This is a genomic window from Ulvibacterium marinum (genome assembly GCF_003626755.1).
GTDB classification, from domain to species: Bacteria; Bacteroidota; Bacteroidia; order Flavobacteriales; family Flavobacteriaceae; genus Ulvibacterium; species Ulvibacterium marinum.
This window is the reverse complement of the sequence record NZ_RBCJ01000002.1, coordinates 457,672-480,508: the sequence shown is the minus strand read 5'-3', so window position 1 is coordinate 480,508 and position 22,837 is coordinate 457,672. Positions and strand designations below refer to the sequence as shown.

The window sequence follows — 22,837 nt, the reverse complement described above, 5'->3', positions numbered from 1 at the left end:
TCAAAGCTGCAATAGCAGTCTTTGGACTTTTTTTTAGGTAATGGGCAAGAGCGTCCGATAATACAAAACCTGGGCCGTCACAAAGTCCAGTAGCTGCCGATCTAGCTCTTTTTCTTCATAGTCCATTGCTCCGGCTACTAATTCCAAAAGCTCGGCGTATGTGAAAACTTCCCTATAATCCTTTATATCCAAAAGCAATGCGCTTAACTGCGTTAAACATATTTCCTTAGGGGCCACATCAATAAAGGTTGGTATTATCGCATAATAGGCATCAATAGTCTTAGGGTTTTTATTTTCAATATCATTCCATAGAAAAGCGCTTTGTACTAAATAATTAGTAAGATCTGGATTGACCAAAAAAGAACTTTCTCTTTTTTGAGCATCCGATTGGGTACAAAAATCGATTGCTATCCCTACTTGGGAGACGGCATCAATTTCTTTAATCGTTCGTTCGTCCATAATACGATAGCGTTGATTTTCCAAACCCTTGAAATCTTCCACAAAAGCCTTAGCGTCCAAACTACCTTTGGTAATCCTTGCCAAAATCCCGTACATGTAATTTTGCTCATGAATGGAATAAAATCTAGGTTGGTCTACCTCATTTTCTAAAATATGATTCTGTGCAAAAGCCCAGTCCAAAAAATTCTTTCGTGTTTTCATAATGCCTTTTTTTGACAGTAATCTCTTAATCGCACATAGTAATCAGGGAATTCCAACCTCAAACGGGCTACGATTTGTTCCAGGTACTCGGAAGTTTTTTTTAGATGACTAATCAAATGAATGTATTGGGATTTATGGGGAATATGATGAAAAGCGGCAAAATTATAAGCATTGCCATCATTCGGTTTTGGATAAAGCGATGCGAAAGTCAACTTTTGGACGCTTAGCATATTACTCAAAAGAAATTGTTCATAATAGAGATTGAACAATCCCGTATTGATATCATCCAATTTATCCTGATTTTCATCAATAAGTTCAAATGCCTTTGATGTGTACTCCTGAAAAAAATCAATGGCACTACCACCAATGATACCTACATTCACATATTTAATGGTATCCGAAAGTTCGGCTTCAAATGCAGTAGGGACGTTTTCAAAATATTGATGTACATAAGGATGAATTTCCGAATATTGATATTGGTCGTGATCATAACTTTGGCAAAACAGTGGACTCTTTAGAACCGGATCTAACACTTTTTCAAATAGAAAAACGTCCCCGTCCAGATGACAAAAGGGTTCCTTTTGCAATCTATAGGTATATAACTTGCCCAATGCCCATGCTCCTTTATGATAATCCTCTAAATCATTTAGGCTATCCGAAAAGGAGGTATACGGTAATTTTAGGGTGTCTTTAAAAATTTCCAAGCCCTTGTCATCGGTGACCAAATGAAGGTTGGGATAATATTTTTTAATGGAAAGGCAACTGTAAGTCCATGCACAGTAAAATAGAAAGGGATTCGGAAAACCTCCATGATGCCTAAAATTCCAATTGTTTTTGAAAGTATCATCAAAAAAGGGTTTGGACCAAAATGATTGAACAAACTTCATGATTGGTCTTGAACAGAATCAATGGCCTCCAAAATATCATCTAAAAAGGTGGCGTCGTAATAGTGTGGTATAACTTTGTTGCTGACAATTAAAATTGGCGTATGGAACAATTCGTTCTTTTTGCACCATTCCCTATGCTCCGCCAATATCCGATAATCTTCACCCGTAAATTCGGAGACATGCTCCATTAAGAATTGGTCGGCATTTCTATGTTTAAACCAGTCATCCATCATTTTTAGGAATATATCGGCCCCACGCGTTCGGTAGCAGTTGATCATCGTAGCAGCTACATCATTTCGTTTGGATGCTGTATCGTCATAATGATTCAAGACTAATTTGAAACTATTCTCTCGTCCATTTCTATGATAGAGATCAAGAAATTTTTCGAATGCCTTCTTACAATATCCACATGAGGTAGAAAGTACCAAAACGATTACCGGTGCAACCTCGGAATTCCCAAAAATCAATTGCCCGGCGCCTGTCGAAATGGTTAATTCCTTAGTATCTACCAACGCTCGATTTATGGTCTCCGGAGATCTTTTAAACTGGAGCAACTCTATATGTTTGAGACCTAACGCGTAATTTTGGGATTTAAGCTTCCTAAAGTTATGGGTAACCAAAAGTGTTAATATGAAAAGAAGCCCCAATACCGTTGCATCCTTTACAAGGATAGCTGTCCCATCGGACAAATTTACGTTAAAGGGATACAATCGACCAAAAATCAGTGATGCTTGAACGATGATAATACTACTGGACAACAAACACAATCTACACCATGCCTTTAGGACAAAAGCTTGAATTACTATGGTTGATAACAGAAAGATCAAGGCAACTAGGTAAACGATAAGATGGGCATCGCCAAAGCCAACATTCAAAAGCAAAAGACCCATTGTGGATAAGAGGAAGGCAAATAACAAATCGTTTATTGAAAATGCGCCTAAATTGTAATTCTGGGATTTGAGTATTTTGTTACAACCACTCTCTTCCTTTTGACCACATATTTTCTTTCCAAAATTTGTACTTCTATCATGGGATGTTTCAAAGATTTCATTGGAAATGTAAAGTCCTATCATGCCCATTAAAAAAAAGGCCAGTGCATAAAAGTTGGGCCAAAGGATAACGGTAAATAACAAAACCAATGGGATTGCCGACCAAGTTATCCATTTACTTTTGGAAATTGTAGCGTTCTTTTCCTGCTCTGCCAAGAGTATGATACCATTCCATTTCTTCCCAAATTCTTCCTTGGTCATGCCTGCCTTATCCCCATTGAGGTAGACCTTACTACCGTTTTGTCTTACATGGGAGAAATAGGGCCCTTTTTCCGGGTCATCCAAGAAAGCTAGGAAGTGTTCGGGAAGTTCATTGATTTGATTTTGATCAATTTGGGCGGCTACGTTGCTTATTTTAAGAAAGTTCAAAGTTTCGGACACTGCATATAATGAAGGTGTATGAGGGTGACTAAAAAGTTGCAGTTCCAATTCGCTGTGTGAAACCTTTATTTTTTCCGCCTGGAAATAGGAAACCAAAGCATCAAAAAGTGTTCTGTCCATGATATTCCGTTTTTAAGTGTTCAGTAAAATGTCCAAATAAAATCGTCCAATTTTGGAGACGTATTGGGGATATTGTACAAGTAAGATAAAAATAATAAATATTATAAGATTTTACTCACAAAAAATAAAGAATATTAATGAAGTATAAATACCTAAGAGCCATCCGATACTTTATAGAAATGGATTTTAAGAAGTTAAGGGAAAAAGTACGTCTTATATGGGCGTTGGCCTACTCTACTATTTTTGCCATCTGGTTCTTAGAGGTCACCCCAGTTGGCAATTCAACGATTCTTAAGTTTTTAAAATGAATTTCGGCACCTTCAGACTCTAAACATAGATATCCTTTTTTGATAGTAGATTTACTAATGCCATTTACAAATTTTCCGTTGACCGATAGTTTAATGGTTCCGTCTACACAAACCACGGTATAGGCGTTCCATTCTCCTTTACCTTTGGCCCTATTCTCTACCGATTTGCTACGCTCCCCTCTGGGATTGTCCGGTATGGTCTTTACCCCTCCAACCCCAAAGAGTTCCCCATGGACATAGGCAATAGGTGGTTTTTTACCGTCACGGGTATTTAGGTTTACCCAGTCCAGTTCCAGCATCTGTACCTCTACCCCGCCAGGTAATCGGGATTTTGGATCAGGAAGGGCATCGCTCCAAACAAAAACTCCGGAATTCCCGCCCGGTTCCATATGTCGCCATTCCACTTGTAGGATAAAATTCTCGTACTGCTTTTCAGATCGCATAACACCAATAGGCTTACCCTTACAAATAAGTAGGTCATCTTCCGTTCTCCAGGTATCGTCATCTGTATTTACATTGACCCACTGCAAAGTATTTCCCTCCGATTTAGTACCTGTAATTAGGTCATCGAATTTTTTTTCTGTTCCAAAGCGTATCTGATTTTCTTGCGCGTGGCCTATAAGTATACCGGTTATTGTCACCAATAAACTCAATAAAAAATAAGGTTTCATGGGTATCGTCTTCATTGATATTATTGGATTTTTGTTTTTCCTGGGACGGCAATGGATGGACTCGGCCAGACCAAGTCCCAATTGTATTGTTCCAATTTTGGGCCCAAAGAATCATTGGAGTTATAGGCTTGTTCCCAAGAGATTTCCTTTCCTGTATACCCTGCCGTACGTGCCCAAATGGCCAAAAGGCTACTGTTGGCCATACGCTTACCGTCATTAATGGGTTTATCCTTTCGTATGGCCTCGAAAAGTTCATTATGTTGCGTTTGGTACATATTGTTCTCCTCACCTTCAAACTGCCAAGCCTCTGGCCCGTTAATTTGGTATTTTCTACCTGGTTGGATCATTGCGGTCCCTTTGGTACCAAATATATCTATGGTATTCCTTGTTGCCGTATCCGATTGCTGTCTGGTAAAGTGGTATCCCTTGGCACCATTGGTATATTCGAACTCCACGGCAAAATGATCGTAGATATTACCATAACGTTTATCCGTCCGCACTTGCCTACCCCCCGTTCCGATGGCCTTTAACGGCATTACATCTCCCATGGCCCATGACATCAAATCCAGGCTGTGCACAGCTTGCTCAACAATAAAATCACCTGATAACCAATTGTAATAATACCAGTTCCGCATATTATAGGTCATTTCGGTCCAACCCGGTTGGCGTTCCTTGTACCAAAGTTCACCACCAAACCGGAAAGTGGTAACGGTTCTAATATCACCTATGGCCCCATTTAGAATTTGATCAAAGGCAGCTCTATTGCCAAAGCCGAATCGATAGGTGAACCCTGAAACAACGGATAGGTTCTTCGCTTTGGCCTTTTCGGCCGCAGCAATAACTTCCCGTACGCCCGGGGCGTCTACTGCCACCGGTTTTTCACAAAAAGCGTGCTTGCCTGCGGCAATGGCCGCCGTTAAATGCCCGGGCCTAAATGCAGGAGGTGTTGTAAGTAGCACTACATCCACACCGGAATCGATTACTTTTTGATAGGCATCAAAACCGATAAACTTGTTCTCTTTTTCCACTTTCATCTTGTCCCCAACCACCTTTAGCAGCTCGGTATGGGAAGTCTCCAAGCGATCTTCAAAAATATCGCCCATAGCATGGAGGATTACATTTTCATCGGCCTGCAAGGCCTGTGCCGCGGCACCCGTACCGCGACCGCCACAACCGATAAGCCCCACTTTTAGAGTTTTTTCCTGAAATGACCCCATGGCTCCCAATACATTTGAGGGATAAGCCAGTGAACTTCCAACCATTGCCAGTCCCGATGTTTTCAAAAAAGTTCTACGGTCGGAAGCCGAACCTGTTTTTTTTGATGTGTCCTTCATAATCTTATGTTCATCCATTATTCACTCAATTTGTTGATCGTAGTCAATGCCACCTTTCTAAATTCTACTTCGGAACCTTCGGCCTGAAGTGCAATTTGCCCTCTTTTGGCCGTGGCATCGTAGCCGTAGTTGACCAAATCCCCATTTACCCAAACCTTTATCTTGTTTTCCAAACATTCAATTCGCATTGAATTCCACTCCCCAACCGGGTTTTCGGAACCATCGGTAAGGTTTAAAATACGGCGTTTTTTCCCTTCTGTAATACCCCACTCTTTTTTAGGTCCACGACGAGCCAGCATATTCTCTACTTTTATATCCTCTACAATACACCAGAAATCTCCGGCGTTCTCATGCATCATCTGTACCTCTATTGATTTTGGGAACATTTTATACAAAGCCCTAGGTTTTGAGGCAAAAACCAATACCCCACAATTTCCAGGTTTTCCGGCGAACCTGTACTCAACCTCTAAACAAAAGTTTTCATATTCATCATCGGTTATTAAATGGCCTCCAGGGGTGCCAAGACTTACCAATAATCCATTTCGCACTATAAATGGATTTCTAGCGTCCGAAATGCTGTCCATGGCCGGAATATCAATATGCCAACCTTCTAAATCCCTTCCGTTAAAAAGGGATATTGAGTTTTGTGATGTGCCGTAATGGGTGCTTAACAAGACCCAGCAAATGATAAGAAAGTTTTTCATTTCATCGGATTCAAAAGGATTTCTCTTTGAAGATATTACTTTCTGGAAAATTTATTTCAATTTGCATACAGTTTTCTTCATAAACCATGTAGACTTAAAGAGATAAAGTCCTTTAAAAAACAGCTTGCATTCTCCGAAATAAGAACTATTTTTAATAGGCCGCATGAAAAACCAAAACCAACAGCTTAAAAAATTCGGGACTTTTGGAGGAGTCTTTACCCCTACCCTGCTCACTATTTTAGGGGTAATCATGTACCTTAGAATGGGATGGGTCGTTGGGAACGCGGGGCTGTTAGGGGCATGGCTCATAATCCTGGTGTCTTTTACCATTACATTAACTACAGCCTTGTCCATGTCCGCCATTACTACCAATATACGTATAGGTGCAGGTGGAGCCTATGCCATTATCTCGCAGGCCCTAGGTTTGGAAGTTGGCGGCAGTTTGGGTATCCCAAGGTATATTTCCCAAGGGTTGGCAGTAACCATGTATATTTTTGGGTTCCGAGAAGGCTGGTTGGGTATTTTCTCAGGGCATAGCGCGTTTTTAGTTGATATTATTGTTTTCGTAGTCTTACTTGCCATAGCATACATTAGTGCGGATCTCGCCATTAAGACCCAGTTTTTTATCATGTTGGTAATTATCTTGTCATTGATATCCATAGTCATAGCCGCCTATTATGGGTCCATGTATCTTCCGACAGATGAGGCTGTCCGCTGGGGGACTTTCAAAGGTTCTCCGGAAAACGGATTTTCGGGTAGTGATTTTTGGATCGTGTTTGCCGTTTTCTTTCCGGCATCTACCGGAATTATGGCCGGGGCCAATATGTCCGGCGAACTTAAAAACCCAAAAAGAAGTATTCCCTTGGGTACTCTATGGGCCATAGGGGTCAGTTTTGTCATCTATATGGGACTCGCCTATTGGTTGGCAAGATCGGCATCGGAGGAAGAGCTCATTTCCAATTACAATATTATCATTGAAAAGGCCTATGTGGGGCCTTTGGTTATTGCCGGTATATTGGGGGCTACTTTTTCTTCCGCCTTGGCATCCATGGTAGGTTCTTCCCGAATTTTGTTCGCCATGGGCGAGCACCGGGTTTTACCGTATGCCAAATTTTTAGCGGGCCAAAGTGCCAACGGGCAACCGAGAAATGCCATGATCGTTACCGGTATTATGATTTTTGCTACAATGTTATTGCGAGATTTGAATTCGGTAGCCCCTCTTGTCACCCTATTTTTCCTAATTACCTATGCCATGATCAATATTGTGGTCATTATAGAACAGAATCTAGGACTGATAAGTTATCGTCCAATTTTTAAAATCCATAAATGGGTTCCATGGTTAGGATTATTATCCTCAGTATTGGCCATGTTCATTATTAATCCCACCATAAGCCTTATATCCATTAGTATTGTCTTTGTCGTCTATTGGTTTCTGTCCCGCCAGAATCTGGAAACTCCGTTTGAGGATATGCGTTCGGGATTGTTCGTTTCCTTTGCAGAATGGGCGGCCAAACACACCTGGGGAATGAAAAGTATGCAACAGCGCGCTTGGAAGCCAAATTTGATGGTTCCCATACGCGATATTAAAGGGGCTAAGGGTAATTTTCAGTTCTTACGGAATATTGCCAGGCCTAAGGGATCTATAAAGCTCTTGGGTATTGCACCCTTTACGGAAAGTAATAGTTTTACGGATGAAATATCACAATTGTCCGAAGCTTTTTATAAGAAAGGGGTGTTTTCTTCTTGGACCGTTATCCATACCAAGGATTTTGCACAGGGTGTAAATTATGGAAACCAGGCATTGCGTGGCGCCTTTTTTAGGCCGAATATTGTTTTTTTGAACTTACAGCAACATGATAATTATGAGACTGAACTGCGACCGGTAATTAAAGAATGTATTCGCCTAGAGGTTGGTGTCCTGCTGTATCAGGCCCATCCAACAGCTCTGCTGGGTCAACGGAATATCATTAATGTATGGGTTAGTGACCGTAAGGGGAATTGGAGCTTGGGCTGGGATATTGGGAATTTGGATCTTTCCACGCTCATAGCATATAAGTTAAAAAGGAATTGGGAAGCCCAAATCCGCTTGATTACCGTTATCAATGATGAAGAGGAATATGAAAATGCCAAGGAATTTTTGAATTCCCTCATCAACCTGGCCCGATTGCCCGAAACATTGACCGAAATCCATATCGGAAATTTTAGAGACGTGGTCGGAAAAGCATCCAATGCCGATCTTAATATATTCGGGATGCATGCGGACCTTCCTTTTGAGTTTGTAAAGGAAATGACCCAAAAAACCGAAAGCTCCTGCCTATTTGTAAAAGACTCCGGGCATGAGAGTATCTTGGCCTAGAAACCTTTTTTCATCGTATTATGAACTCACCAATTGTTTTTGCACATTGGTAGGTACAGATTGAAACGATGAAAATACTGAAGTAAACGTTGCCTTACCTTGTGTCAGGGAACGCAAACTCGTAGAATATCCATAAAGCTCGGCCTCTGGTGCATTACATTTTAGAATCTGATAACGATCTTCACTATCTATACCCAAAATAACGGCCCTACGGGATTGTAAGTCGGTCATGACATTACCTACCATATCCTCAGGAACCTTGATGGTCAACTCTCGAATAGGCTCCAGTAATTTGGGCTTGGCGTTCATAAATGCCTCCTTAAAGGCGTGGGCACCTGCAATTTTAAAGGAGATATCGTTGGAATCCACCGAATGCATCTTACCGTCATACACCATTACACGGATATCCGTTACATAGCTTCCGGTTAAAGGTCCGGACTCCATGGTTTCCTGTATCCCTTTTTTTATGGAAGGTAGATATCTTAGGTCTATTACCCCACCAACGATACAATTGTAAAAGATTAGTTTGCCTCCCCACGGAAGCTCTTCTTCTTCCTTACCTCGAATGTTGAAGCCTTGGGGTTCCGGCATACCTTCGACCCAAGGTTCTATTTTTAAATGTACCTGGGCAAATTGCCCGGCCCCCCCGGATTGCTTTTTATGGCGATAATTGGCAGTGGCCGCCCGTTGAATAGTTTCCCTATAGGCTATTCTCGGCTTCTCAAAATTGGCCTCCACTTCATAGATGTTTCTTAGGGTCCAATCTATGGTAGCTAAATGTAGCTCCCCTTGGCAACCCAAAATTTGCTGTTTTAACTCACGGGAATATGAAATTATGGCAGTTGGATCCTGGCTATTGATTTTTCGTAAGGCATCCGTAAGCTTCTCTTCCTCATTCCTTTTTTCGGCCGAAACCGCTTTACGTGTGCGAGACTCGGGATAGGCAATTGGCCTAATGGTTATGGGGGTTCCTACTTCGTGCAACGTGTCGTTGGTCTCAGTATACTTTAAACGCAATGTAGCACCGATATCCCCAACGGCCAATCGGGAAACGGGCTCCCGTTTTTTGCCATCCATAATAAAGAGTTGATGGAGCACCTCCGTTTCGCCATTTCTGGCATTTACTAATTTTTCGTTGACCCTTACATCACCCGATTTTACCTTAAAAAAAGTAATCTGACCTAAATTGGGTTGATAAATGGTCTTAAAGATAAACAACGAGGTTGGAGCCTCATTGGTGCGCTCTATGGCTTGTCCCTCTAAGGTCTGTTCCGGTTTTAAGTCGGCCGCTGCCGGGGCCACATTGTCTATAAAGCCCATAAGGCGTCCACTTCCCATATCCTCAAGGGCCGACACACAGAATACGGGAAACAGATCATGGTTCAACATACCGGCTTTGATGCCCTGCCGCATTTCATCTTCATTCAGCGTACCCTTATCAAAAAACAATTCCATCAACGCTTCGTCATTCTCGGCAGCTTTCTCTACCAATTCATTATGCAAATGGTTGGCAAGCGCTTTTTCGTTTTCCGGGATAGGATGTTTTTCAGGTTTACCACCTCCTTTTGGAAACTTGTACAGCTTCATTTTAAGCACATCGATTATGCACTGTGCACCGTCTATTCGAATTGGGTATTGGATCTTTACGGCATTTTTTCCCACCAGCTCGGTGATACTCCTAAAGCTATCTTCAAAATCAATACCCGCATGGTCTATTTGGTTTATGACAAAGACGGTAGGCTTGTGATAATCCGAAATATAGTTCCAGATAATTTCCGTGCCTATTTCCACCCCGTTTTGGCCGTTTAGCACGGTAACAATGGTATCCGCCACTCGAATGGAGGAAATGATCTCACCAATAAAATCGTCTAACCCGGGAGTATCTATGATATTTATTTTATAGTTACGCCATTCGGTATGCAATGGCGTAGCAAAGACAGAAGCGCCCCTTTCATGTTCTATTTGATGATGGTCGGATACCGTGTTCTTGTTTTCAACGGTACCCCGCCGGTTAATTAATCCGGCTTCATATAACATGGTCTCGGCCAAAGTGGTCTTTCCACTTTGGTGAGCCCCTACAAGTACAATATTTTTGATGTGTTTATGGTCGTATACCTTCATTTTAGATGGTTTATGGGTTTATGTTATAAAACTAAAAATGTATGGATATGGAAAACATGACTTTTGTTAGCTTTCTCAATGTAGGCAAGCCCTAAACTAAAAACCGAGGCTTAGGTCAATTACTTCATTACAATGCCCCGGAAACGCCTACCAATATCCACATGGGCTTATCCTTATCTTCCTTCCAATCCCCAAAATCGCCGATTTCCTTACGTATTGAAAATCCCGCTTCTTCCAATTCCTTTTTTACGTATTTCGGGGATAATGTATGCGCATTGGTCTGTTCTTCACGACTTTTGCCCTTTTTATGTGTTTTCAATTTCTCAAGAACGAGGATACGGCCACTAGGCTTTAGTGCCTTTTTTATATGAAAAAGAACTTCAGTATAGTTTTCCATTTCATGATACGTATCCATGATTATGACGGCATCCAATCTATTTTCAGGTAACTTGGGGTCGTCCTCTTCTCCTTGGATTACGGTTACATTTTTGATCTTTTCCTGTTTCAGATGTTCCCTTAGATTTTCCAATCTATAGCTCAGGATATCTACTGCATAGATTCTACCCGTTTTACCCACCTTCTTTGAAAGATGAAAGGTTAGGTATCCTTCATGGCAGCCTACATCCGCAACTTGGTCCCCTCCTTCGATTCCTGCCAATTCAAAAATAGTTTGGACATCCATCCATTTATCGCGTTCATCCCAGTCTTCTTGGGTATATTGCCCAAATGTCTGTCCTAAACATAAGGTAAACAGCATGATGCATAACAAGGAACGTAGTCCAGACATACCTCTAATATACCAAATACAGCGCAAAAATCCGTCTAAAATCCTCTTAATTCAACACCGTTCGTCGATTAAATAAGCAATATAGGAGTATGGGGTTAATGGTGGTTTGTAATTTTCGTAGTTTTATTTATTTCGCAAAGTGCCACAAGTCTAAAAATCAATTGCTTTGAAGAGAAGTCATATTTTATTATCCATGTTTTTTGTGTGCATGGCATTTTCATGCTCCAATGACAATATTGAACCCTTTGAACCTAATCCTGACCCTGACAATTCTGACAATCCGGCTCCAAACCCTGATCCAAGCCCTGAGCCTGTAATTGAGGTTACTGCAATTCCTGATCAAATTCAAAGGAATGGGGATGTCAATGCGGGGTACGAATACCTTATATCCGGAGATTACATGAGCTCTGGAATTCCATATGATGCCTTTCTTACAGGTTTTGGAGAGGACGATGCAAACCTTTTGGGCCGAACTGGAGACAATACCATCATACCATACGATTACACTGCGGTAACAGCTCCAAATGGCGTTCGTGTTGTTGGCCCCAATTGTATGCAATGCCATGCCGGAAGGATCAATGGAGAATTCATTGTAGGTCTAGGCAGCCATGATAGCGATTTTACGGTCAACAGAAGTGATAATATTACCCTTTTGAATTCTGCCATCTCATTTCTTTATGGAGGGCAGACAAGTGATGAATGGGCCGCATACGAACAATTTAGAAGAAGTATCGCAGCTATAGGCCCAAAAACTATTACTGAAACACGGGGCGTTAATCCGGCCGATAAGATTACTCAAGTATTGATTGCCCATAGGGATAAGAATACTTTGGAATGGTCCGACGAGCCTTTCGTTGAAATAGGGGACGAAGTAATCCCGACAGATGTACCTGCTTGGTGGCTGCTCAAAAAGAAAAATGCCATGTTCTATCACGGTATAGGACGCGGAGATTTTTGTAAATCCTTTATTGGATCAAGCCTGCTAACCTTGGCTGATAAAGAGATAGCTGAAGAAGTGGACGAAAAAATGCCAGATGTACTAGCTTATATTTATAGCTTAGAGTCTCCTACCTACCCTTTCGCTATAGACTCTAACCTAGCCGAAGATGGAAAGACCATTTTTGAAAATACATGTTCAAGTTGTCATGGAAACTATGGGGGTAGCCCCACCTACCCCAATTATATGGTATCCCTCAATTCCGTTGGAACCGACCCGGAACTTTCCAATCATTATAACCAATCTTCCCCCATAAATGATTATTTTATGGACTGGTTTAATACCGGATGGTTCGGGACAAGTCCCAACCCTTTAGAAATCTTTTCCGAAGGAGGGTATGTTGCGCCGCCATTGGATGGAATTTGGGCTACGGCCCCTTATTTTCACAATGCTTCCGTACCTACTTTGGCAGATGTGCTGAACAGTGAAAGTAGGCCAGAATATTGGAGAAGGTCCTACGATAGTTCCGATTACGATGAGCAAAAAGTTGGATGGAACTATGAGACCGAAAGTTCCAAAATAGACAAGAATACCTATGATACTACAATAAAGGGTTATGGCAATGAAGGGCATACTTTTGGAGATGAACTCACGGATTCCGAAAGAGCGGCACTTTTGGAATATTTAAAAACATTATAAAGCAAAGATGAAAATACTACCTTACGCACTGATTTATTTTTTTGTTCTTCTTCAGGCTCATGCCCAGGAAAAACCGATTAAAATTGTAATCGAAGAAATACCGAACCGCCTTGCTTTTTACGCTGTTAATGAAAACGATCAGGCTTTTGATGTTAAACTAACAATTGCAGGAACCAATTTTAGACAAAGTAGGGCCACTCCCAGATTTACTAGGGTGCCTGCTATATCCAAAGTGCATATGAAGACCATTATCCTTATGCGTGGAAAAAAACCTTCATATACATACGATTTGGAGGTAAATGATAGCCTTTCCAAAAGGGCCCTCCGCAAGCCTGCCGAAAAGATTAAGATTAGCCCAAAGAAACAGATTGTCGTATACGTTCCCAAAAGCTGTCTTAGTTGTGATAGCCTAATCAATCCGCTGAACGATGGACCTTACAAATTTACTTTTCACAACCTAGGAGAACAACCCAAAATTGCAGAACAGCTGAACAGATCTCTTGCCAATAGTATAGTTCTGGATTCCCTGGAAACCCCCATTGTTAATTTAGGGGGTAGATTATATACGAAGATCGAAACTTACGACCAACTTATCGAGGCGCTGGAAAAGGAATAACATTCCTATTTGCTGCTAAATTATAATCTTATCGTGCTTTCCCTCTTTTCTATGTATCTTTTTTTCTTTTTGGAAATGAAGGTGAAGGTTATTTTAATTGACTGATATTTAGTTTCTTAAAAAAATAGGGGCGGTGACCATTGCTCCTACTAAATGTTAAAACTTCTATAAAATAGTACCTTTTATAACATAGTACTGTAACAAAAAATATTTTGAATCGTCTATTAGGTGTAAGTCAATCTAAAAACAATCATCCAATGAAAAGGTTACATCAACATTTAGTCAGACCCAAAATATATTTCACAGTAGGGTTCGGTTGGAATACCGACCGATTATATCATGAAAAAAATAAAAAGGAAACAACAACCATTAAAAACTAGAAATTATGAAAGCATCCATCAACAAAACAGCAACAGAATCTAAAACATTCCATTACTTTTCTTCCTTTAGGGACAGCAAAAGAGTAAAATGGGCAGAGTACAGAAATTTTACGCGCTAAAAACAATTCATTCATCATCAAAAATCGAGAAATCATGAGAGCTTCATTTATCATAAAAAATCCAACAGAATCCAGAAAAAATTCATTTTTTTCCACTTTTAGGGACAGCAAACGTGTCCGTTGGGTAGCGTACCGACATCATACCCACTGATCGAAGAGGTTAAGATCATAGCTTAGGCGCAATTTAATTGCGCCTTTTTATTTTATTCCTCTTTTTTTCGAGTAAAAGGAACAAAACGAACTGCCATTAAATTTTTGCGTTTTATTTTCCCCTTCTTTTTTGTAAGCAAAACCAAATGCCGTATCCCCCGGTGGGGACCTACTGGAATAATCATTTTCCCTCCTTCTTTAAGTTGTTCCGTCAATTTGGGCGGAATCTGTTCTGCGCCTGCGGTTACCATAATACCATCAAAGGGAGCCTTTTCGGGCCAACCGTGATACCCATCCCCTATTCGTACCTGGACGTTGTTATACCGCTGTTTTTTTAATCTTTTCCTGGCGTAATGACCAAGCTTTTGAACAATTTCCATGGTATACACGGAATCAACGATTTCTGCGAGTACTGCGGCTTGATACCCTGATCCTGTACCTATCTCCAATACTTTATGATCTGGTTGTAGTTCTAGGACCTGGGTCATATAAGCAACGATATAAGGTTGTGAGATGGTCTGCCCCTCCCCTATTGGCAATGGACCATCTGTATAGGCTACTTCCCTCAGATTTTGGGGAACAAATTGATGCCTTGGTACTTTTAACATTGCTTCCAATGTTGCCGGGTCCGTAATATCCCTATTTCGTAACTGAACCTTTACCATATGCTCTCTTTGGGCCTTAAAATCAATTTGGGCCAAAGTGGTTCCCATAGAGAAGGAAAAGACAAAAACAAAAATCATTTGATACATTTTCGTAGGGATACTGTTTGTCCAATTGAAGTTATTTCAAAACAGCGAGAAAAAAAAATGAAGCTTAAGCATTGGAACGATAGGCAAAAAAGATTTACTCTAATGAATCATCGTCCAACTCCCGTATTACGCCATAATAGGTGATACTGTTTCTATGCAGACTTTTAACGACAACCGTAGCTGATTTTGATTTTGTAATAAACAACGTAAAATCGAACCGCTCGTCGGAGTTTTTTGTGTTAAAGGTTACTGTAATACCTTTACCATTTCTCTTTGTTTTCACCTTGCAATCCCTAATTTCCGAATCAAATTCATTGGCCCCAACTTCTCCATAACCCCCTCCCAACCGCATTTTCCCAAAGTAGGGAAGAAATCCCGGAGTACTGTCCTCTTGAACTCTTACGTAATTGTCTATGGCAACAATATTTACACGAATCGTTCCAAACTAACGGTTCTCACCTTTCAATGGTATTCTCTCTTGCCTTAAAATAAAATGCCCCGGTCCATACGTTGACCAGGGCATTAAAATTTTGATAAATCTTTCCTTAATCCTTTAAGGAAATATCTTCAGTGGTTCCATCAGGATAAGTAACGGTAGCTTTGTCGTCGCAGCTTCCATCACCAAAATCTATGGCTACGGCCAAACCGTTTTTATCCACGGTCATAATCCCCTTGTTCAGGTATCCACATCCAAGGTTACCTTCCAAAGTAGTTCCTACGGCCACTTTATAGGTATTCCCATCCAGTAGAAGCGTCCAGTTCCCTGAAACTGTGAACACGCTTTCGGCCAAACTTTGGCCAAAAACGAATCCTAATGTTTGAGTTCCATTTTCAGCGATGACCGAGTCATCTGCCAAAGTTAAGGTCATATCACTGGTCACGGTAAAAGAAATACTATTGCCTTCGGAATTTCCTCCCAGGGTAAAGCTTCTAGTTCCATTTATCTTTATTTCTCCCACGTAAAAGTCAGTGTAGGTAGCAGTAAATGAAGCCGATTCGTTTTCGTTTGCATAAACGATGTTCAATGTTCCGTTTACATTTTCGGTACCGTTAAGTACGCAATTGTTGAAGGTTACGTTGAATCCCGTGTCATTATACGTTGCAGAATAGCATTCTTCATTTTTGGCAGACTTGGCGCTATTGCCCATGTATAGTTCGGAAATTACACTATCGGCCACACTTGACACGCCATCGGTTTCTAAAATTGTTTTTACTTCCGCTTGCGTAAATTCGAAGTCCTGATTATTATCATCGGAATCATTACTACAGCCCAGAGCAAATAGGGCTACTGCGTAAAACAAGGCGTAACGTTTGCTCAAATTCATCAACTTGTTCATTTAAAAAGATTTAGGGTTATACCACCTAAAACGTAATTGAACTCTATTTAGTATATGCCGTTGATCATTGCATGTGAAAGGAATTGTGATGACTTGGAAAAAAAATTACCTTTTTAGGGCAAAAAATCCTTTTAGGGAAGGTCCATTGGTTAACTCCACGGAATACCAATAGGAATCGCTGGGCAGATTCCTACCGTTAAAGGTGCCATCCCAACCCTGATCTGGGGAGAGTTGTTTTATTAGTTTTCCAAAACGATTGAAGACCGAAATGTTTTGAATGGAAATATCAGGGGAAGAGCTCACGGTCCAAGTGTCGTTGTACCCGTCATTGTTAGGGGTGAAAAAACTGGGGACCCCTAAGTCATCAGATGTTGGCAGTGGGAATTCTATGGTAAAGGATTCTTCTATGCAATTTTCGGCCCTTCTCTTGTCCGTATAGGGATTTATCGTTACGAAAATGGTGGTACCCCTAGGTAAATCACTTGAAAATTGGTAGGATGTAGTATTGCCCACGTCCAAATCCCTAAGTATATCATTTCCATTGGAAGTAGTCCCGACCGTAAGAAAATATCCTGAGACATCTGTCTCGGAAGCCCAACTTATACCTGTAGATACAGGCACATTTGTTGCCCCATCGGTCGGATTCAATAAAGAGGTACATCCAATAATATCCTGAGAAGACCCTCCAGTTGTAAAACTGCTTTGTACACCGCAACCTGTAGCAACCCCTATATCATTGTATGGTATAATAGCAACGTAATACGTAGTGTTTTCTAAAAGCCTTGGAGATATGTAATTGGTAATGTTACCTACATCTTCACCATTTAAAATTATATTATTGCCGGTTGTAGTCCCAATAGTCAAAAAATATCCTGTAGCGTCGATTGCGGAATCCCAGCTCAAATTAGGGGTAAGTGCTACGTCTTGGGCTGCATGTCCTGGTGAAGTAAAAGTGGCACACCCTGGTAATCCGTCCAGAGATAGCGTAGAGAAAATTACTTCGTCACAACTCCCATTGAGGCCTTGGTCGTTATATGGGATTATGGCAACATGAATATTTTGCGAAGCGGGCAAATCGCTACTTAAACTATATTCGGTTACATTGCCAACGTTTACATTATCCAAAATATCCCGGCCGCCAATAGACGTTCCAACCAAAAGCACATAACCTGTGGCCAAAGGTGATGCGTCCCATTCCAAATCTGTAGATAATGCAACACCTGTATCACCATCTGCGGGAAATGTCAATTGGGTACAGGTAGGTGCTTGGCCCATCGCCATACAGCAAAATAACAGACAAGTAATGCTTGCCCAAAGCAATGGGTCAAAACAGTTTCCGGATATTTTCATAGCACTTTCTCGTAGAGATTGTAAAAACCAGTATACACATAAATATGTAAGTCAAACGATTACAATGACTTACCTATTAACAGTCAACCGGTCTTTTCAACCCTTACATTAAATTAAATATAGCGAAAAAAAAAGGAGCACACTCAGAAAGAACCTACCTTAGGCCTTTTTAGAGCATCTTAACACTAATTTTCTTTAACTGATCTACGATTTTTAATCGAAATCGATGGGGATTGTCGTTTTTATTTTTTGTGCACTAGAACATACCTATTGATACCAAAGTCCGAAAAAGAACGTTAAATCGTATACGATTTATTATATTTGATACCATATGGAAAAGCAAATTGTAAGAGATTTGGTTAAGGAACACCTGCTTAAAAAAATGCGGGAAGGAAAGTTAAAAATAGGTAAGACTATAAATTTAGCGGCCGTAGCGCGAGAACTCCATGTAAGCGTTACCCCAATTAGGGAAGCCCTTTCCCAACTACAGCAAGCACAAATTATAAAAGCGGTACCCAACAAGGGTTTTGTCATTGCCCAATTGAATCGGGAAGAAGCCAAAGATTTGTATGAGTTGGTAGCCAATTTAGAGGAGATGGCACTTGAAAATTCCGTTTTCGATGAAAATGCCATACAAGGATTGAAAAGACAACAACAGATTTTTGAAAGCACGACCGACCCTTTATCCAGAATTAATGCAGATTTGGAATTTCATCGCCTATTAACTAAGAATTATCCAAATGTACTTACAAGAAATATTCTTCATGATTTAAGAACCCGGATATTTTTCTATGAAAAAGCATTGATGTCGGATGAATCCTATTACACGAAAGCCGATAATCAGCACCAAGCTATTATATCTGCGATTGAAGAGAACAATGTACCCACTGCGGCACTATTACTTAAGATGAACTGGATGTTGATTCTTAACTATATTCAGAAGCGCCTATTGGCCGCTTAGTCCACAATTTCATATTTGTGCTTACATTCATGTTTCTTCTCCCTCTTCCAACTCCAAAAGTACTTTTTCTGCAGAAGCAGTAATCTTTAGATAACCTTTGTAACCCCATCGGACAAAAAAGAAAAGAAAGACAAGTACTATGACAATTAAGGCGTATAACCATCCAGCCTTCTCCATTAAAAAAAAATCCTTACCGGATATAATTTTCGAAATCGCAGCTAAGGAAGTAAACATAAGAACAAAACTGGTGTATGAAATAAACTGCTGAAGTAGTAAAAGCTTCTTTTTCAACTTGATATATTCTATGAGCGTTTCCTTATAATTTCTATTGCCAATATCGAAATCCCGTATTCTACCAAGCGACCGTAGCACAAGTAAGGGGAGTGTAAAAAGAGCGACCAGAGTTAAGATTCCGCACGTCATTAAATACCAAGTATCCAATTTGTATAAATTGAAGATGAGCACAAAAGCAATTACATAAGAAATAATAGCGGCCATCGATTCAATAGTAAATACTTTGCTAAATATCGTGCTATACCTTTGTTGGGTCATTTGTAATATAATTTCTTTTGTCAATTTCTCCTGCTTTTCCAATTGGTGGCTCATTTGTTTCCAAACAGTCATAATTTCTTCTAATTCCATAATTCTATTTTTTGTTTATCCGTTGTTTCAACTTCTTTTTGATTCGGGATATCCTGGTGCCGACATTACTAGATGAAAGACCAATGATTTCCGAGATTTCTTCATACTTTTTGCCTTCCAACAGCAACAACATAATACCTTTTTCCAAACTGTTCAGTTTATGTATTTGTTTGTATAGTAGCGCTAGGCGTTCCTCAAATTCACTATCATAATTTTCCGTTTGCTGAAGTATAACCTTTTCAATGGGAACAGGGCGTCCACGTTTTTTATGTCTTTTATGGCGTGTCAATGCGGTATTCAGGGCAATACGGTACATCCAAGTACTTACCTTGGACTCGTTTCTAAACGTATCGAACGATTTCCAAAGTTGGTATACAATGTCTTGATAAAGGTCTTGTTGATCTACTTCATTACGCGTATAAACCGTGGTTATCTTAAAAATCACCCTTTCATTTTGCTTGATCACTCTTACGAATTCCTCTTCATCTACCATTTTTAGGTCTGGTTTATACCATTAGTATGGCTGAACATTAAAATATCACAAAGTTTTGGTAAATAACAATAATGAATAATGACTACTTTCTAAATTTGGGTTGAGAATTTGTCTATAAATACAATGGCGAGAACAATAGTCTACGCTAGTAATACGTTTAAACTGTAACATTAAAATTGAAACATGGGCTACTTATCCCCCCAGATCGAAATCCTGGCCAAAAAAAAGAAACAGGATGAAAAATCCTTGATCAAAAAAGAAAATTCTTGTGGTATTTTCCAGGACTATGGAGATTTGGAAGATGCTTCAAAAAAAGGTAAGGCATAAGGGTTTTCTGATTTAAGATTGCTATTCGCGTACTTCGAAAGTATATTGACCCATTGCTACTCTACCGTCCCGGGTTATTCCCTCTACCTTTACCAAAAAAGTTCCCGTGGTATCACCCGTATAAAATTGTATAGGTGGTTGGCGGCTGTCCTCTATTTTGATGTTAGGATTCCAAAATAAGGTGGTCCTATAATCCTGTCGTTTATGATTTGGTCCTTTATAGGTGTAATCCGGTGAAAAAAACTCTCGGGCTATTTGGAATCCTGGAATTACGCTTTCCGCGTATTTCGGAGCATTGGTTTGGACACCTCCTTTGGACAATTGGGATCTTGTGGCTATAACGATAACTCCATTATATCCCCTAAGCCCATATATCGCAGCCTCAATACCCCGTAAAACATCAACAAATAAAATTTCGGAAGCATCCATATTTTGGATGTAATCCAAAGGATTTATATATGGGTTGTTTGAATTCACTTCACTTCCATCAACAATAATTAATGGTGGCTCTCCTCCACCGGGCTCTACACCCGATAACCCCCTTATTTTAATAGTCTGATCCGGCTTATTCCCACTTATTAATACCCCTGGGGCCCGCCCTATAAGATCTATGGCACTCATGCCAGCAGTACCTGTGGAATCCGCAAAAAGCCTAATCGTCGTGTTTCCATGCATTGTTCTAGATTGTATTTCCTCTATCCTGGTTTTTTTCTTGATATTTGCCTCTACTTCCACTTCATCCAATTGGGTAACGGAGGGATCATATTCAAAATCCGCACTTTTTTTTCGATAGGCCTTGGCCAAATACTCTTGGACATTCTTTATTCCTTCCAAAGTATCCGTTACGTAGCCCATATCTTCAGTCCTTTTTGCCTTGCGTTTTATCGGTATTTTTTTTGTCCTTCTAATCTTTGGTAGCGACCATTCCTCATCCATATAGATTGAAACCTCTTCCTTTTTCTTTCTCGATTTTAAATTAGAATCAACAATTTCCAGATAGGTTTCCGTACCATCATTGAGGTCATAGGGACCGAAACTAAATCGTCCTTGATTGTCCGTAGATCTCTCCTCAATGATATTTAATTCGGGAATTCTCAATGATACCCTTGTATTCATGCGAACCTTAGGGTTTTTGGCCAAGGCCGTAAATCCACTAATAACCGTGCCCGTAGCTTTCTCCGGAATATGTTCGGTTCGCTGTCCTCGGGTATTGTCCAAAAACTCACGCCACAAAAACCTGCGCCAACCGTGGGTAAGCATAAGGGCGTCCAACACATATTTCCGTTCCCTGGAATCGCTTTCAAAAAAATAGCTGGCATCCTCCACTGAATTCGCTAAATCGGAATTTAGCAATAACCAACTTTTTATATTGGTATCTGCCATACCTTGTGGTAGTTGGTTACTCCCGGTTACCACGGACAGGGAAAAATCACCTTTCAATTGCGTCCCGTTCGTATCAAGGGCACTGATATCCACAGCTACCACTTCACGTGGACCATACTCAGGGGAATCCGATGAAACCTCCAGTGCTACCTTATTTTTGGGATGGTCTATATAAACGAGTCGTTCACAGATGGGCTTCCCACTCGCCGTAAACAATGTAAAATGTGCCACCCCGTCAAAAAGGCGGTCGGTGTTGAGCCTTACCGAATAGGAGGTGCCATCTTCCGTTTTACCTAACCTTTCGAAAAAGAGATCCCCCCTAAAATGACCTATCAATAGGGTTCCTTCCAGTCCCTCGTTCCTATTTGTAGCTACGTTAACGACAATATGGTCCCCATTGTTCCGAATACTGAGCACATATCCTTTGGGCAGGGCCTTTGGAATCGGAAACCGATATTCCTTTCCACCGTACAGGACCACAGCCTCATAATCTTTGTCCGCTTCGGGAACAAAGGTAACCTTGCCGAGACCCGCTTCATAAGTTTTAAAGAAACCGGCCGTATTGCCCTTCCCATCTTGAATGGTTCCTTCCAGTGCCAATCCATTACGCTGTCGATCCGTTGCCTTTATCCCCAAAACACTTGTAAGACCTGCAACTAGGTGTCCTCCCTCGGGGGAAAACTGTACTACCGGTTTTTGGTCTTTTGTAGGATTCTTTTTGGACGCTGAACTATAGTTCCCCAATTCGCTATCTTGAACTAAATCCGGATTCCTATAATCTCCAAACTCCTGGGCATATACGGGAATCTCCTTTTGAAATAGTGCAGGCTCATTTTCATTCAACATGTATTTAGTATAGGCCCGTATTAAAAGATTGCCGTTTTTTATATTAATGGGAATTTTAATGGAACCTTGTGCACCCAGCCCATCCGAAACCAATTTTTGACGTATGATCAACGTATCGTCTCCGTTCCAGAGCTCAACGTAGATAATCTCACTTTTCTCGCTTGTCTTGTGAAGTATACCATCCACCAAATAGGCTTTGTACCAAATGGTTTCGCCGTTGGTATAAATATGCTTGTCCGTATGTAGGTATACCTTTTCAGGACTATGCTTCATGGCGTAGGATGCCAATTTCCCTACTATTTTTTGGTTATGTGGATTTTCTTGGGCTTGGGAATATTCAGCTAAAATCGAAAAGAATACCAGAACTAGAAGAAATCTATTCCTAAAGCCAATCATATAGTTTTCCAACCCTAATCCTATCATCTGTGTATTTTATTTTGAAGATACCAATTATTCCAAGTTATTCC

The 22,837-nt window shown here is 40.6% G+C and carries 20 protein-coding genes; 5 read left to right on the top strand and 15 right to left on the bottom strand.

Annotated elements, in window-relative coordinates; translation table 11 throughout:
- Positions 1-33: 33 nt before the first annotated feature.
- The 6 genes from D7Z94_RS09270 to D7Z94_RS09245 all read right to left on the bottom strand — a co-directional run bounded on the left by D7Z94_RS09270 (position 34) and on the right by D7Z94_RS09245 (position 6,114).
- A complete protein-coding gene (locus D7Z94_RS09270) occupies positions 34-660 on the bottom strand; it encodes a hypothetical protein (RefSeq protein WP_120711279.1) in 627 nt (208 codons plus the stop codon).
- Entirely contained in the window at positions 657-1,547 is an 891-nt protein-coding gene (locus D7Z94_RS09265; protein ID WP_120711278.1) for a DUF6734 family protein, read from the bottom strand. Before D7Z94_RS09265 ends, D7Z94_RS09270 begins: the two co-directional genes overlap by 4 nt.
- Positions 1,544-3,097: a vitamin K epoxide reductase family protein gene (locus D7Z94_RS09260; RefSeq protein ID WP_120711277.1), complete on the bottom strand. Its 1,554-nt coding sequence runs from the start codon at positions 3,095-3,097 to the stop codon at positions 1,544-1,546. Before D7Z94_RS09260 ends, D7Z94_RS09265 begins: the two co-directional genes overlap by 4 nt.
- 229 nt (positions 3,098-3,326) lie before the next feature.
- Positions 3,327-4,091 carry a 3-keto-disaccharide hydrolase gene (locus tag D7Z94_RS09255; protein WP_245967172.1) on the bottom strand — a complete coding sequence of 255 codons (765 nt, stop codon included), beginning with the start codon at positions 4,089-4,091 and terminating at the stop codon, positions 3,327-3,329.
- Positions 4,092-4,096: 5 nt separating this feature from the next.
- Positions 4,097-5,428: a Gfo/Idh/MocA family protein gene (locus tag D7Z94_RS09250; RefSeq protein ID WP_245967171.1), complete on the bottom strand. Its 1,332-nt coding sequence runs from the start codon at positions 5,426-5,428 to the stop codon at positions 4,097-4,099.
- Positions 5,428-6,114 carry a 3-keto-disaccharide hydrolase gene (locus tag D7Z94_RS09245; protein ID WP_120711276.1) on the bottom strand — a complete coding sequence of 229 codons (687 nt, stop codon included), beginning with the start codon at positions 6,112-6,114 and terminating at the stop codon, positions 5,428-5,430. Before D7Z94_RS09245 ends, D7Z94_RS09250 begins: the two co-directional genes overlap by 1 nt.
- 163 nt (positions 6,115-6,277) lie before the next feature.
- Between D7Z94_RS09245 and D7Z94_RS09240 the strand changes: the two genes are divergently transcribed.
- Entirely contained in the window at positions 6,278-8,470 is a 2,193-nt protein-coding gene (locus tag D7Z94_RS09240) for an amino acid permease (protein ID WP_120711275.1), read from the top strand.
- An 18-nt stretch (positions 8,471-8,488) separates the two neighbouring features.
- Here the strand turns inward: D7Z94_RS09240 and D7Z94_RS09235 are convergent, their stop codons facing one another.
- Complete coding sequence (locus tag D7Z94_RS09235) at positions 8,489-10,591, bottom strand: elongation factor G (protein WP_120711274.1); 2,103 nt, start codon at positions 10,589-10,591, stop codon at positions 8,489-8,491.
- 127 nt (positions 10,592-10,718) lie between these two features.
- Positions 10,719-11,378: a class I SAM-dependent methyltransferase gene (locus D7Z94_RS09230; RefSeq protein WP_120711273.1), complete on the bottom strand. Its 660-nt coding sequence runs from the start codon at positions 11,376-11,378 to the stop codon at positions 10,719-10,721.
- A gap of 208 nt (positions 11,379-11,586) precedes the next feature.
- On the opposite strand from D7Z94_RS09230, the gene D7Z94_RS09225 reads away from it, so the two are divergent.
- Together D7Z94_RS09225 and D7Z94_RS09220 are read left to right on the top strand one after the other, a co-directional pair.
- On the top strand, positions 11,587-13,014 hold the full coding sequence (locus D7Z94_RS09225) for a c-type cytochrome (protein WP_158594611.1): 1,428 nt from the start codon (positions 11,587-11,589) through the stop codon (positions 13,012-13,014).
- 7 nt (positions 13,015-13,021) lie between these two features.
- Positions 13,022-13,630, top strand: a complete 609-nt coding sequence (locus D7Z94_RS09220; protein WP_120711271.1) for a hypothetical protein — start codon at positions 13,022-13,024, stop codon at positions 13,628-13,630.
- 702 nt (positions 13,631-14,332) lie between these two features.
- Here the strand turns inward: D7Z94_RS09220 and D7Z94_RS09215 are convergent.
- The 4 genes from D7Z94_RS09215 to D7Z94_RS09200 all read right to left on the bottom strand — a co-directional run bounded on the left by D7Z94_RS09215 (position 14,333) and on the right by D7Z94_RS09200 (position 17,718).
- Positions 14,333-15,022 carry a protein-L-isoaspartate(D-aspartate) O-methyltransferase gene (locus tag D7Z94_RS09215; RefSeq protein WP_245967170.1) on the bottom strand — a complete coding sequence of 230 codons (690 nt, stop codon included), beginning with the start codon at positions 15,020-15,022 and terminating at the stop codon, positions 14,333-14,335.
- Positions 15,023-15,125: 103 nt separating this feature from the next.
- On the bottom strand, positions 15,126-15,446 hold the full coding sequence (locus tag D7Z94_RS09210; RefSeq protein WP_245967194.1) for a DUF4251 domain-containing protein: 321 nt from the start codon (positions 15,444-15,446) through the stop codon (positions 15,126-15,128).
- 130 nt (positions 15,447-15,576) lie between these two features.
- The gene (locus tag D7Z94_RS09205; protein WP_120711268.1) at positions 15,577-16,368 is read right to left on the bottom strand and encodes a hypothetical protein; all 792 of its coding nucleotides are present in this window, start codon (positions 16,366-16,368) and stop codon (positions 15,577-15,579) included.
- A gap of 105 nt (positions 16,369-16,473) precedes the next feature.
- On the bottom strand, positions 16,474-17,718 hold the full coding sequence (locus D7Z94_RS09200) for a T9SS type B sorting domain-containing protein (RefSeq protein WP_120711267.1): 1,245 nt from the start codon (positions 17,716-17,718) through the stop codon (positions 16,474-16,476).
- A 331-nt stretch (positions 17,719-18,049) separates the two neighbouring features.
- Here D7Z94_RS09200 and D7Z94_RS09195 point away from each other — a divergent pair, with 331 nt between their 5' ends.
- On the top strand, positions 18,050-18,679 hold the full coding sequence (locus tag D7Z94_RS09195) for a GntR family transcriptional regulator (RefSeq protein WP_120711266.1): 630 nt from the start codon (positions 18,050-18,052) through the stop codon (positions 18,677-18,679).
- A gap of 27 nt (positions 18,680-18,706) precedes the next feature.
- On the opposite strand, the gene D7Z94_RS09190 is transcribed toward D7Z94_RS09195, so the two are convergent.
- Together D7Z94_RS09190 and D7Z94_RS09185 are read right to left on the bottom strand one after the other, a co-directional pair.
- Positions 18,707-19,321: a hypothetical protein gene (locus D7Z94_RS09190; protein WP_120711265.1), complete on the bottom strand. Its 615-nt coding sequence runs from the start codon at positions 19,319-19,321 to the stop codon at positions 18,707-18,709.
- Positions 19,322-19,325: 4 nt separating this feature from the next.
- Entirely contained in the window at positions 19,326-19,814 is a 489-nt protein-coding gene (locus tag D7Z94_RS09185) for an RNA polymerase sigma factor (protein ID WP_120711264.1), read from the bottom strand.
- Between the two features lie 183 nt (positions 19,815-19,997).
- Between D7Z94_RS09185 and D7Z94_RS25760 the strand changes: the two genes are divergently transcribed.
- Positions 19,998-20,141: a hypothetical protein gene (locus D7Z94_RS25760; protein WP_170158838.1), complete on the top strand. Its 144-nt coding sequence runs from the start codon at positions 19,998-20,000 to the stop codon at positions 20,139-20,141.
- Between the two features lie 21 nt (positions 20,142-20,162).
- On the opposite strand, the gene D7Z94_RS09180 is transcribed toward D7Z94_RS25760, so the two are convergent.
- The gene (locus tag D7Z94_RS09180) at positions 20,163-22,793 is read right to left on the bottom strand and encodes a TonB-dependent receptor plug domain-containing protein (RefSeq protein ID WP_120711263.1); all 2,631 of its coding nucleotides are present in this window, start codon (positions 22,791-22,793) and stop codon (positions 20,163-20,165) included.
- Between the last annotated feature and the right edge of the window lie 44 nt (positions 22,794-22,837).